Consider the following 12,415-nt stretch of genomic DNA (forward strand, 5'->3'; position numbering starts at 1 on the left):
TGAGGTCAAAAATGAAGTTAACGGCAGAAATTAGTTGCTACCCACTACAAGACAATTATTTAGATCCAATAAGGTGGTTTATAGGCCGGGTCGATACCTATGACAATATCCAACGTGTGACTAACGCTATGGCAACACAGGTGTGCGGTGAGTACGCCGAGGTGATGGCAATGTTGGCAACAGAGATGGAAGCGGCCCACGAAAAGTGGGGCAAAGCGGTATTTGTATGTAAATTTATTGGTGGTGAGCTCGACTTAAGCCACAGTGAATAACTAAGCTAAAGTAATATAAGCCACAGCCGTAATGACAATTAGCCACAGGGTGTTATCGATACTTTGTGGCTTTTTATTTTGAGCTTTTAATAGTATATATTTTTAATAGAGAGACTTAAGTCAATGGCAGATTTCTGGCTATCGTTAGTCGACAGTTTTACATCAGCATTCGGTGAAGCGCAAGCCCTAACAGCGTGGGAAGCGGTTGCTGTGCTGCTGGCTTTAGCCTACTTGATACTCGCGATGAAAGGTAGCGTGTGGTGTTGGCCCGCGGCATTAACCAGTACTGCAATTTATACGGTGTTGTTTTGGAAAGTGTCATTGCTGATGGAATCGGTGCTTAACGTTTATTATATGGCGATGGCCGTTTATGGTTATTGGCTGTGGACCAAAGGAGGCAATGGCCATGATGGGGTTAAAATTGTTTCATGGCGACTGTCGACTCACCTTAAATTGATTGCAAGTACCACATTGTTGGCGTTGATTATTGGTTATTTTATGGCAACACAAACTCAAGCCTCATTTCCCTATTTAGACGCCGCAACGACCTGTTTTGCAGTGATGACAACTTTTTTAGTGGCTAAAAAAGTGTTGGAAAACTGGATCTATTGGTTTGTTATTGATGCTGTGTCTATCTACTTGTATGTAAGCAAGGGACTGATGTTAACGTCAGTGCTCTTTGTGTTCTATGTCGTTATGGTGGTGTTTGGTTACTTTATGTGGCGCAATCAAATGAAAACGCAACGGCCAAGTGACAGTATGGTTGTACTGGCAGGAGCGGCTTAAGTTGAGTGACTCGCTTAAGCAAGACTTAGCTCGCTATTTGACTCTGTCAGGTTTGACTCGGGTAAGTGTTATAGCCCCTTTAACGCAAGGTTTGAGCAATCAAAACTATTATGTTCGCGGATTACACCCGAGTAAGGCCGTAGAGTCTGAGTGGGTGCTTAGGCTCAACAGCTGGGCTAGCTCTCAAATCTGTGACCGAGACAGTGAAGTGCATGCTTGGCGCTCTGCAAGCGATGCTAACCTGGCGCCTAAGATGGTCTATATCAGCCCTGATAAGCAATTTTATTTGAGTGAGTTCTTATCCCAACAGCACCACCGTAGCTGGAGTGAGCTTATAAGTGCGAATGGGGCTCACCCTGTTACCCATACCCAAGAGAATTGGCCGGGTGCAGAACAATTGTTACTGCAATTACTCAATGGTTTAAAACAGTTGCCTCCCCCTAAAAATGTCATCACAGTGGATAAACAATGGCAGATATATCACGCCCGCTTGTGCCAAATGCAGCAACAATTACTGAATAAAGACAGTGATATTCATCCAAATATTGAGCCTTGGTTACAACAGTTTGATTGTTTAATCACACAGACTGATGCAATTAATTCAATGTTAGACACTCTTGAACAGTGCTTGGTTAATTTGCAGTTTAGCCACCGTGATTTAAATCCATTTAACATATTAATCGGGCAAAACAAGCTCCATTGCATCGACTTTGAATATGCCTGTAGCTCGCATCCATTATGCGATCTAGCCTCAGTGATCGCGAGTCATTCCTTGTCGTCGAAACAGCGGCATTGGTTGATAGCAAATTATCTGCGACAGCAAGGTAATTTGAATCAACACGCAGCGGATGCTGTACCCGCAGCCGTTGATCTCTATTGGGTTTTTGCTGTCTGTTGGGCGCTGCAAATGGCGTTTGATAATATTCTAGCATTTGATGAAAACAGCCAACCAATATCCTCTAATGAACAATCGAGTAATTATCTTATTTGCGCCGAGCAATACCAGCATATTATTGCCAGTTGTTCATAATTCAAGACCCTTTACGCCGTAAACCTGCCAATATATCCAACGCGACCTTGTAAACTCCCTTTATTGACACTTTGTAACCGTTCATACGATTGCGCATATTCTGTGCTAGGTTGATATTAACGGTTGGGGAGAGATATGAAAAAAGTGATTTTATGGGGATTGTTGTCTATTAGCTTAATTGGCTGCTCCACCAAAGTCGGTTATTACTTTTTGGATTGGGCTATTGAGTGGAAACTCGAGGAGTTCGTGACATTAGATGACCAGCAGGGCAAGCAATTTGAATTGGCGTTAGATACATTTTTAGTGTGGCATCGGACACAAGAAATGCCCCGCTATAGAGATCAGTTAGCCCTGCTCGGGGCTGAAATCAATCATCAACGTTTTAGTACACAATCTTGGAGTGACCATGTGCGTTCGGCCAAAGCACATTGGATTCGAGTGTTTGATTTTGTTGAGCCATCGTTAATCCCAATCATAAGTTCTTTCTCAGATGAGCAAGTTAAACAGGTGATTGCTCATCTAAGAGTCGAAGAAAAAGAGTTAAATGAGAAGTACCTTGGCAAGAGTCAATCGCAATTGATTGAAATGGCTGATGAGCGAATAGAGAAACGGGTTGAAAAATGGGTTGGAAAACTCTTGCCGTCGCAAAAAACAGCAATACATACTTACAATGTTGAGCGCGGGGATACGTTAGATATGTGGCTTGAATACCGTCATGATTGGATCCGTTTATTCTCACAAGCATTAAAAAATAGGCAAAACCAAAAAGCGCTGTCACATAGCTTAAGGTTGCTAATGACTCAGCCTGATACGCTGAAATCAAAAGCCTATCAGACAAAATTGGATGACAACACGGCAAGGTTCGGTGAGCTACTGATCAAACTAAACCGTTTAACAAGTGAAAAACAAAAACAGCGTTTTGAAAAAAAATTGAATACACTCATTAGAGAGCTTACTGAAATCAGTGAAGATATTTAACCTTAACATCTTGATATTATTGTAGCAGGACAATTTTTATCAACTACAGTTGAAAGATTGTTATGTTTGTTAAGGTCTAATGGATTAATGGAATTTAAAGAGGGATCGACATGCTACTTGGACAACTATATCAAAAATTTCTAAACACCATTCGCTATGCTGAAGGTATTGCACCGTTGGCACTACGACTTTATCTTGCGCCGGTATTAATGCAGGCGGGTTATAACAAACTCTCTCATTTTGGTGACACAGCGGCTTGGTTTGGTAATCCTGATTGGGGACTTGGTCTGCCATTCCCTGAAGTGATGGTCGTATTAGCAGCGGGTACTGAATTTGTCGGCGGTGGCTTACTCATTCTTGGTTTAGCGACTCGTTTAATCGCAATCCCATTATCAATTACTATGTTAGTTGCCGCTTTTGCGGTTCATTGGGATAACGGCTGGTTAGCAATAGCGGATGCGAGTTCATGGTTAGCAAACGACAAGGTGTTGGCATCGACAGAAAAGCTTGAACGCGCTAAAGAACTGCTACAACAGAACGGGAATTATGAGTGGCTAACCAGTTCAGGTAATATTGTGGTACTGAATAATGGCATTGAGTTTGCGATAACTTACCTCTTTATGTTGGTGGCTCTGGTATTTATGGGGGGCGGCCGATATACCAGTCTTGATTATTACATTGCGAAGAAAAACGGCATTGCTTAACGCTGCCAACGAGCTCACTTTATTAAATCCCACCAAATAGGTGGGATTTTTTTTGGGAGCTTGATACTCTCAACGCAAGCAATTATTAATCGCAATTTATTAAGGATGATCCGTTGGACGCATTAACCCTTTTATTGACCAGACAATCCGCGCCACGCCTTATCGCGCCAGGCCCATCAGACGACCAGCTTAAGACTATTTTAGATGCTGCGGCACGAGTACCCGACCATGGTGGTTTGACGCCATGGGAGTTTATCATTGCGACGGGTGGTGGGCTTGAGAAACTAGGGAACGTTTTTGCTGAAGCGTCAGCATTAAATGGTGCAGAAGAAGATGTTATCAATAAAACAAAGAACATGCCTTTAAGAGCCCCTATGGTTATCACTGTGGTGGCTAAAGTAAAGCAGCACCCTAAAGTTCCGGCATTTGAACAACAGCTTGCAGCAGGTTGCGCGGCGATGGCAATGCAGCAAGCTGTATTTGCCCAGGGCCTGGGCGGAATATGGCGAACTGGCGCCTTAGCCTTTGATAAAAATGTGCATCAATTACTTGATCTTGAACAGACGGATCAGATTGTTGGCTTCCTTTATATCGGGACACCAGCACTGAAAGCAACAACTAAGCCGGTGAAAGAGGGGATGGGGTTCGCTCGATATTTATAGTGGATGAGCAACCATGCTAAGTTAGTGACAACAATTTAAAAGGAGGTTGAGTTGAACGCACAACAAGTGAATGACAACGCGCTGGTGGGCGAACACGTTGTTTTAGAACCTTTAACGTTAGCGCATGCTCCAGCATTGAGTATTGCTGTTTGTGATGGTGAGCTTTGGCAACTGTGGTTTACCAAAGTCCCTCATCCCGACGATGTGAACGATTATATTAGCCAAGCTCTTTTAGCCGAAGAAAAAGGGGAAACACTGGCATTTGCGGTTCGAGATCGTCACTCGGGAGCCATTGTCGGTTGCACACGGATCTGTCATTGGCAGCAAAATCATCGACGTCTTGAAATCGGCCATACTTGGTATGCTAAAAGTGTGCAACGCACTGCAGTGAATACCGAGTGTAAGTTGCTGCTGTTAGCCTATGCCTTTGAAACATTGGATGTTATCGCGGTAGAGTTTAGAACTCATATTCAGAATGAAGTGTCACGGCAGGCGATTTGTCGTTTAGGGGCGAATCAAGATGGTATTTTGCGCAACCATCAAATTTTAGAGAATGGTACTATAAGAGATACAGTCGTTTACTCAATTATTGACTCTGAATGGGGTGAGGTAAAAACCGCTTTGCGTAACAAACTCAATGTGACTACCCCATAAATGTGTACACATTAAACGATGGTTTTTAATCTGTTCATTAGGGGCTGTTGATCTTTCGAGCTTAGTTTTTGTTCGACTCTTTACCGTAAAGAATAATGATTTTAGGTCAAGGCTTGAGCGATGATGCTTAGCTGGCTAAGCGAAAAGCTCGTAACGCATTCTAGTTATAAAAGACTAAAATTATTGAAACGAACCCTAAGGGCCGCACTTCTTGGCTATTTTTACGGTGCTGTAGGCTATTTGTGGAGAATAACTAAACGACATAGCCTCCGCCTTGTCAAAATAGCCAATAAACTGCGGCAAAAACAACCGTGAAAGATCAACAGCCCCTAGCGTCTTTGCATCTTTTTTGATGTTACGCTTGATATTAAATGAAAGCTAAAGTAGAAGTAGTTAAATCGAACGAATATAAAAAGGGATTATTTTCATGTCTGGTACCACTTACGCAAGTACGCTAGCAATAGCCGTCGGTTTATTGTCTTTTAATGCTGTTGCGGGCGATGCTGAAGACGCATTGACTAAAGAGTTAACTGAATGTGCTGCATATTATCAGATAGCGTCGAATGCGATTGCAGCTATGAATGCACCACAAATGCAAGCTGTAGGTGATAGATTAAAACTCTCTGGCGAACAAGCGGTTGAAATCGCGAATAAATATCAAAGCACAGAGTATGTTAATCAGGCTGTTATTGCAGCTACAGAGCAACATAAAGCATCAATGCCTAACTCAAAGAGCCTAGGTCCTTTGATGGGGAAATATAAAGAGTCGTGTAAAGTGGTGATTAGTCAGCCAGATAAGCGGCTTGATTACTGGACCATGGCAACGATGTAATAAAAAGAGAGCGAAAGCTCTCTTTTTTTGTAAGATAACCACGATATTCCCTGTCTAATCGGGTATGAGTAACCCTTAAAATATGAGCTATCTTTAAAAGCAGCGTTTTAGCGCTGTTTTTGAAAGAAAAAATCGTGTCGGAGCAAGAGATGAATATCTATTTTTTACTGGCGGGGATCATTGCTGCATTAACTTGTGTCATGCACTTTACCTATGACAGACAACAATTCTTAGTGCCCATGCAGCAAGCTGTTTTCGACCCTATCGCTAAATCTGTGATGCAATGTGTCTTTCACTATATTTCAGTCTTTCTGCTACTTTCAACGTTTATTTTATTGGCTTGCGCTTTTGAAGCCATTTCTCAAATGCATAGCTTTGGCATGTTGGTGTTTATTGCTCTTAATTTCGGCTTATTCGCGATATGGCAAATCTATATTGGTTTTAGCAGTGATCTTGAACAGCCATTTAAACACCTATTCCAATGGATATTTTTTGTTGTAATTTCGGTACTTACCCTATTAGGCGCTTTGTTGGGATAGTAGAGGTGCCGACCTTATATAACGACTGATGAGTGGCGCTATATTGGTGACAGTCATAGATAAACGAGTTGAATTATTTGCACGTTGTTAATCGTGTTATTTGTTGTGTTTATAAAAAATAATCAGTAAGTTGTTTACAGAGTAAGGTGTGTTCCAAATGGATTGGATCGCTGCAATCAGGATGAAAAATGCAAACAAAGCTAAGTCGAATACAATCCTCCCCCCATATTCCCACTGTTGATAAACCATTCTAGCCAACTATCGATTGATAGGGGGTTCGGTAATATCACGATAATTTACAATTTTTTTCACAATGGCTGGCTATATCATTTGGGCTTTGGTTGTATGATAGGCCCATTGTTCGGCTGATTAATTGCTATATAAAGAGCATTTTTATGATAGAAGTCCATGACTTAAAAAAAGAATATCCCATGGGTGATACATGTGTAAAAGCACTCAATGGAGTGAGCTTTAGTATCGCTAAAAATGAATTCGTTGCGATTATGGGGCCTTCAGGTTCGGGTAAGTCCACCTTGATGAATATTATCGGCTGTTTAGATAAACCAAGTTCAGGAGGCTATAGCTTGAACGAGCAAGAAGTAGCTCAATTGGATGATGACGCATTGTCGGCAGTTAGAAATAAAGAGATAGGCTTTGTTTTTCAAAGCTTTCATTTATTACCGCGCTTATCAGCATTACAAAATGTGTTACTGCCTTTAAGGTTTTCGGATCATCCTGATCAAGACCCTCGTTATGCACATGAGTTACTCGCAAGAGTCGGTTTAGAGACTCGGCATGATCACCGTCCTAATCAGCTGTCAGGTGGTCAAAGGCAGCGCGTCGCCATCGCCCGTTCTTTAGTTAATCGCCCTGCCATTTTGCTTGCCGATGAACCAACAGGGGCGCTCGACAGTAAAACGTCAGTTGAAATTATGGCCCTTTTCACTGAATTGCATAAGGCTGGCCAAACCATTATTTTGGTGACCCATGAAGAGGAAGTTGCCGCATATGCACAGCGAATTATTCGTATGAGAGATGGTGATATCGTTGAGATTGAAGAGAGGGCGACTAATGCAGCCTAATACGATTATTGGGTTAAGCAGTTTGTGTATTTTATTAGCCCTTTCACCAAGCCTAGCTCAAGCAAATGAAGTGGCCGTCAAGCCAGTTACACTGCTCAATACTGCACCACTGTCGCCATCGCCTGCAGAGTTATCACCTTTGCTTTTAACCGGGAAAATATCCTCAGTAGACTCACAAGCGATCATGGTGCCCAAGGCCGGTGATGCCTGGCGCTATCAGATCAAATGGATGCTACCTGAGGGTAGCATTGCTAAAGTTGGCGAAGTCGTGGTTATTTTTGACAAAAGTGCTATTGCAAATCGAATTGAGCAATTAGAAGCGAGCTTGTTAAGAGTCACGGCGCAAGAACAGAGTCAATCGATAGAACTGGATGCGCAAATATTGCAGGCGGAGTTTGACCTGAAACAAGCGAGGTTGGAGCTGGAAAAAGCAGAATTAGATGCTGGGATCCCTGCCGATTATATCGCGGCTAAGAATTATGCCGATAATCAATTTAATAAGCTTAAAGCAATATCTGAACTGTCTAAAAAGGCACAGTTATTGAAAGAGATCACTGACAAGAGAGTCGCGTCAATAGCACAGTTACAGATTGATAGAACACGGGCTGAAAGAGAGTTAGAGCAGTCACTTAAAGGTCTTCAACAGTTAGAGATAAACGCCAGTCTAGATGGCCCTATTTTATATTCACGCGATCCTTGGTCAGATAAAAAATTTGCCGTGGGTGATTCAGTTCAAATTGGCCGCCAAGTCGCCACCATTCCAGCCATGAATGAGCTAGAGGTGATTGCTTGGGTCAATGAGGTTGACGCTGATAGGTTAACTATTGGTGAGCCGGTACAGCTTCGATTAGACTCGCAATCAAGCATATCCCTTAAAGGCTCAGTTCAAGGTATTAGTCGCCAAGCAACCAAACAAGCCGCTTGGGGTAATAGTAATTGGTTTCGGGTTAAGATCGCTTTTTCAGGTGATGAACGGGTGAAAATTATTCCAGGAATGAGTGTGTTAGTCGAGCCTAAGAGGGATGCATCATGAAAGCATCGTTATTGAGTGTTTCTTTATTGAGTGTTTTCTTAGTGGGTTGCTCAGACATCGCCATTACTCAAGTTGAAACCGGTGTCTTGAGTCAGCAAATTGAGGTGACTGGCGAGCTAGTCTCGTCTAATACGGTCAACCTAAAACCGCCTGCGGTTAGACGTGTGTGGCAATATCAAATTAAAATGTTAGCGCCTGAAGGTGGGGTTGTGAGTGCAGGCGATCAGGTTGCTCAACTTGACACCTCTGAGCTGGGACAACGACTTTCGGTTAAAACGGCAAGTTTAGAAACAACCATACAAGATCTAGCAACATCAAAACTTCGGAATGCAAAGAAACTGGAGGAGCTAAAGCTAGAGCTAGCTGAAGCTAAAATGAACCAGGAAAAAAGCCAGCTTAAAGTTGAGATCTCTGATGAAACTATCTCTGTCATCGATAAAAAGAAGTATCAGCGTGATGCGATTATTGCAACGGATAGAGTGAGCTTGATTAACAAGAAAATTGAACTTGAGATCATGGGCGCTGAACAAAGAGTTAAAATGCTTGAAGGAGATAAACAAAAGTTCCAACTCGAAGTGGCCGCGCTAAAAAAAGGCATTCAATCTCTTACCTTGATAGCCCCCCGCAGCGGCATGGTCGTTTACGGCAATGATCAACAAGGCAATAAAGTCGCCGAAGGCCAAAATGTGTTTAATGGGGATACGCTGTTAAGCATTCCAGACCTTAAGCATATGCAAGTCAATATGACGATTCCTGAAGTTGAAGCCGGTAGAGTTAAGGTTGGGCAGAAGCTAAAAATTCGATTAGATGCTAATCCAGAAAAAAGCTTTAATGGTGAGATCAAAGAACTTGGTGTCATATTTAGGGTGAAGAATCAGGATGTGCCTCTGGTTATCTTTGATGCTGTAGCCAGTATTGCTGAGGTGGATACAGATTTGATGAGGCCTGGAATGACGGCAAAAATTAGCATCGATATAGCTAACGATATCCCAGAATTATTGCTGTCTGTTGATGCTGTGCATTACGAGCAGGGTAATGCTTACGTGTATACCCCAGGCTTATTTAGCGACAGTAAACAATCGGTATCGTTAGGGGCAATGGGAAAAGAACAGGTTGTTATCGCTTCCGGTTTAAATGAAGGCGATGAGGTACTGTTACCATGAATAATCCATCGAAAAGGCACCACTCGGCTGCAATCCGTATCGCGATTAGCATGGTAAGCACATTGCTTTTAATTGGCACCGTAGGCTGTAGTCAACAATCTAGTGATGGCGTGTTGACGCTTGAAATCGCGCCCGCCGATTTTAAGGTTGATATCCCTGCAGCAGGGGAGTTAGAGGCCAGTAATTCAACGACCGTAACCGTGCCATCCGGGCTTAGAGGGCCACAATCTCTGGCGTGGATCATGGATAACTTTAGCAATGTAAAAGCGGGTGATGTCGTTGCCACTATGGACTCAACACGTGAGAGTTATCGCTTAGAAATGGAGAAGTTGGACTTTGACCGCTTAGGCTTAGACAGTCAGATCCAAACAGAGAAAGACAACACTATCGATAAGACTTTAACAACAGACACTAAGTTAACGGGGCAGGAACGCGAGCTCGCTGACCGCTTCTTTAGCGAAGATGAGCGAGTGTATACCAAGATAGACATTATCGACCAGATGCGTAATCAAGATTATTTAGAAGCAAAAATGATGTTTTATAACTGGGGCATCGATCAGCATGGTTCTCAAGCACAAGCTGAGCAGGAGTTGATTAAGCTTAAGCAGAAGGGCCATAAGGCGAAAATGACTCGCTATTCAAATAACCTAAATCAAATGCAGATTATCGCACCTCATGATGGGGTATTTGTGGCTAAACCAGGTTGGAGCGGGGTACCACCTGTAGTGGGCGATATGATGTGGTCCGGTATGACAATCGGTACCTTACCTGATACGTCAAAGATGCAAGCCAAGTTGTATGTGCTTGAGTCTGAAGCATTGGGTTTAGCGGTGGGTAAATCGGTGACTTTATATCTCGATGCTTACCCTGAAATGCCGATACATGGCACCGTGTCCCAGCTTGATGCTTTGTCAAAAGCGAAAGAGAAAGACAGTCCGGTTAATTATTTTGAGATGGTCGTGAGTATTGATAAAACCTTGGTTGAAGTGATGCAACCCGGCAGACAAGTTAACGCCAATGTTCATGCATTAGATCTTAAAAACGTCATCACGGTGCCTAATCAAGCTTTATTCCAGAAATCAGGTGAGTATTGGGTTTACTTAAAAACCTCAGCAGGCTTTATAAAGCAGAAAGTAGCGCCAGGTAACCGCAGTTTAAATCGTACTGTTATTACCGAAGGCCTCACACAAGGCGATACTATCGCCCTTACCACGCCGCCGAAAAGGAATCGAGTATGACGGGTAATAAACCATCGGCAAATATGTTGATTTACTGGGACGGTATTAAACAAGCCTTCGATGAGATGCGTCATCATAAGTTACGTACCCTATTAACTTTACTAGGCATGATTTTTGGTGTGGGAGCGGTTATCGCGATGCTCAGTGTCGGCGAAGGCGCTGAGCGTGAAGCGTTAAAGATGATTGAATCAATGGGGGTGAACAACCTCGTTGTAAACGCCAGAGCAACTGAGGGCGAAGCATTAAAATCAATACGCGAACATAGTATTGGCTTAAGTCTAAGGGATATCGACAGTGCTAATGATACCTTACCTTTTGTTGAAAACTGGAGCGCAGAAAAGAACGTCAAAGTATTTAGCTTGTTTAGTTTGAAAGGTCGAAGCGATGCAAAAGTACTGGGCGTAACGCCAAGCTACTTTGATTTAAGTGCATTAGATTTAGGAGAGGGTCGTACTCTTAATGCGGCTGATGAGTCGCATTTTCAGCAAGTGGCCGTACTAGGGCCGGAGGCGGCACGGAGCCTATTCCCACAGGGCAGTGCGATAGGCAGTTTAGTTAAAGTTAACCATCAGTGGTTTACGGTGGTGGGAGTTTTGTCTGAGAAAGAGGGGACCAAGTCAACGATTCAAGGTGTTAAATTGGGTGGCGAGCGTAACCAAGTCTTTATCCCACTTAGTACAGCATTAAAAAAGATGCAGTTTAAACATTTAGAAGATGAGCTGGACTCCTTTAAATTAGCACTTGTTGACGGCATTGACCCCACATTGGCATCTAAAAGTGTGCAACATCTGCTCAATCGCCGTCATGGTGGGGAAAAAGACTTTGATGTAGTGGTGCCAGCGGACCTGCTAGCGCAGCATCAAAAAACCCAACAAATATTTAATATCGTGATGGCCTGCGTCGCAGGGATCTCTTTGCTTGTGGGCGGCATCGGCATAATGAATATTATGTTAGCGACCATTTTAGAAAGAACTGGTGAAATAGGGCTATTAAGAGCCTTAGGTGCCAAGCGCAAGGATATAGCACGTCAGTTTCTTATTGAAAGTATCGCAATATCAGCCACCGGTGGCATTATCGGGATCGGGGTTGGATTATTGCTGGCATTGGTTATCTCCACTGCCGCAGGTTGGCCTGTTGCTTGGTCTCCTTTTGCCATTGTGCTTGCCTTAGGGGTTTGTATGACGATAGGGGTTGGCTTTGGTCTATACCCTGCAAAAAAGGCGGCAAGGTTAGACCCTATTGTTGCGCTACAGCGCGATTAAATCGCTTATAGACTAGTGGAGCGATAAAAGTAACCTGTGAAGGGGCAATAATAAATTTATTGCCCTTTTTTATTGATGATATCTAACCTAGATAACACTATTTTAAGGTGCCTACACATCAGCGCTAGACTCACCGCTAAATTCTCAACTTTTATCATTGTTATCCAATAAAATAGCCAT

At 43.0% G+C, this 12,415-nt stretch carries 14 protein-coding genes; all 14 read left to right on the forward strand.

Features of this window, described 5'->3' with window-relative positions; genetic code table 11:
• Positions 1-11: 11 nt before the first annotated feature.
• Positions 12-272, forward strand: a complete 261-nt coding sequence (locus tag CXF86_RS22075; RefSeq protein WP_101091104.1) for a hypothetical protein — start codon at positions 12-14, stop codon at positions 270-272.
• A 123-nt stretch (positions 273-395) separates the two neighbouring features.
• Positions 396-1,058: a nicotinamide riboside transporter PnuC gene (pnuC, locus tag CXF86_RS22080; protein WP_101091103.1), complete on the forward strand. Its 663-nt coding sequence runs from the start codon at positions 396-398 to the stop codon at positions 1,056-1,058.
• Position 1,059: 1 nt separating this feature from the next.
• Positions 1,060-2,088: a phosphotransferase gene (locus CXF86_RS22085; protein ID WP_102040034.1), complete on the forward strand. Its 1,029-nt coding sequence runs from the start codon at positions 1,060-1,062 to the stop codon at positions 2,086-2,088.
• A gap of 135 nt (positions 2,089-2,223) precedes the next feature.
• On the forward strand, positions 2,224-3,066 hold the full coding sequence (locus CXF86_RS22090) for a DUF6279 family lipoprotein (RefSeq protein WP_102040035.1): 843 nt from the start codon (positions 2,224-2,226) through the stop codon (positions 3,064-3,066).
• A gap of 110 nt (positions 3,067-3,176) precedes the next feature.
• Positions 3,177-3,770, forward strand: coding sequence for an HvfX family Cu-binding RiPP maturation protein (locus CXF86_RS22095; RefSeq protein WP_101091100.1), 594 nt, complete (start codon positions 3,177-3,179; stop codon positions 3,768-3,770).
• A gap of 113 nt (positions 3,771-3,883) precedes the next feature.
• Positions 3,884-4,432, forward strand: a complete 549-nt coding sequence (locus tag CXF86_RS22100) for an NAD(P)H nitroreductase (RefSeq protein ID WP_101091099.1) — start codon at positions 3,884-3,886, stop codon at positions 4,430-4,432.
• Between the two features lie 51 nt (positions 4,433-4,483).
• Positions 4,484-5,086: a GNAT family N-acetyltransferase gene (locus tag CXF86_RS22105; RefSeq protein WP_101091098.1), complete on the forward strand. Its 603-nt coding sequence runs from the start codon at positions 4,484-4,486 to the stop codon at positions 5,084-5,086.
• A gap of 427 nt (positions 5,087-5,513) precedes the next feature.
• Positions 5,514-5,918, forward strand: a complete 405-nt coding sequence (locus CXF86_RS22115; protein WP_101091096.1) for a hypothetical protein — start codon at positions 5,514-5,516, stop codon at positions 5,916-5,918.
• 149 nt (positions 5,919-6,067) lie between these two features.
• Positions 6,068-6,457, forward strand: a complete 390-nt coding sequence (locus tag CXF86_RS22120; protein WP_101091095.1) for a hypothetical protein — start codon at positions 6,068-6,070, stop codon at positions 6,455-6,457.
• 395 nt (positions 6,458-6,852) lie between these two features.
• The gene (locus CXF86_RS22125; RefSeq protein ID WP_101091094.1) at positions 6,853-7,539 is read left to right on the forward strand and encodes an ABC transporter ATP-binding protein; all 687 of its coding nucleotides are present in this window, start codon (positions 6,853-6,855) and stop codon (positions 7,537-7,539) included.
• Positions 7,529-8,572, forward strand: coding sequence for an HlyD family secretion protein (locus CXF86_RS22130; protein WP_101091093.1), 1,044 nt, complete (start codon positions 7,529-7,531; stop codon positions 8,570-8,572). Before CXF86_RS22125 ends, CXF86_RS22130 begins: the two co-directional genes overlap by 11 nt.
• The gene (locus CXF86_RS22135) at positions 8,569-9,735 is read left to right on the forward strand and encodes an efflux RND transporter periplasmic adaptor subunit (protein WP_101091092.1); all 1,167 of its coding nucleotides are present in this window, start codon (positions 8,569-8,571) and stop codon (positions 9,733-9,735) included. The genes CXF86_RS22130 and CXF86_RS22135 overlap by 4 nt, the downstream gene beginning before the upstream one ends.
• 50 nt (positions 9,736-9,785) lie before the next feature.
• Complete coding sequence (locus CXF86_RS22140) at positions 9,786-10,973, forward strand: efflux RND transporter periplasmic adaptor subunit (RefSeq protein ID WP_232775196.1); 1,188 nt, start codon at positions 9,786-9,788, stop codon at positions 10,971-10,973.
• Positions 10,970-12,235, forward strand: a complete 1,266-nt coding sequence (locus CXF86_RS22145) for an ABC transporter permease (protein WP_180961140.1) — start codon at positions 10,970-10,972, stop codon at positions 12,233-12,235. The genes CXF86_RS22140 and CXF86_RS22145 overlap by 4 nt, the downstream gene beginning before the upstream one ends.
• The last annotated feature ends 180 nt before the right edge of the window (positions 12,236-12,415 follow it).

The organism is Shewanella sp. GutCb, assembly GCF_002836135.1.
GTDB lineage: Bacteria > Pseudomonadota > Gammaproteobacteria > Enterobacterales > Shewanellaceae > Shewanella.

Bases quoted from the DNA above. Each gene is read 5' to 3' on its own strand.
- CXF86_RS22075 (WP_101091104.1), top strand. From the start codon at position 12: ATGAAGTTAACGGCAGAAATTAGTTGCTACCCACTACAAGACAATTAT.
- pnuC (WP_101091103.1), top strand. From the start codon at position 396: ATGGCAGATTTCTGGCTATCGTTAGTCGACAGTTTTACATCAGCATTC.
- CXF86_RS22090 (WP_102040035.1), top strand. From the start codon at position 2,224: ATGAAAAAAGTGATTTTATGGGGATTGTTGTCTATTAGCTTAATTGGC.
- CXF86_RS22095 (WP_101091100.1), top strand. From the start codon at position 3,177: ATGCTACTTGGACAACTATATCAAAAATTTCTAAACACCATTCGCTAT.
- CXF86_RS22115 (WP_101091096.1), top strand. From the start codon at position 5,514: ATGTCTGGTACCACTTACGCAAGTACGCTAGCAATAGCCGTCGGTTTA.
- CXF86_RS22120 (WP_101091095.1), top strand. From the start codon at position 6,068: ATGAATATCTATTTTTTACTGGCGGGGATCATTGCTGCATTAACTTGT.
- CXF86_RS22125 (WP_101091094.1), top strand. From the start codon at position 6,853: ATGATAGAAGTCCATGACTTAAAAAAAGAATATCCCATGGGTGATACA.
- CXF86_RS22130 (WP_101091093.1), top strand. From the start codon at position 7,529: ATGCAGCCTAATACGATTATTGGGTTAAGCAGTTTGTGTATTTTATTA.
- CXF86_RS22135 (WP_101091092.1), top strand. From the start codon at position 8,569: ATGAAAGCATCGTTATTGAGTGTTTCTTTATTGAGTGTTTTCTTAGTG.
- CXF86_RS22140 (WP_232775196.1), top strand. From the start codon at position 9,786: ATGGTAAGCACATTGCTTTTAATTGGCACCGTAGGCTGTAGTCAACAA.
- CXF86_RS22145 (WP_180961140.1), top strand. From the start codon at position 10,970: ATGACGGGTAATAAACCATCGGCAAATATGTTGATTTACTGGGACGGT.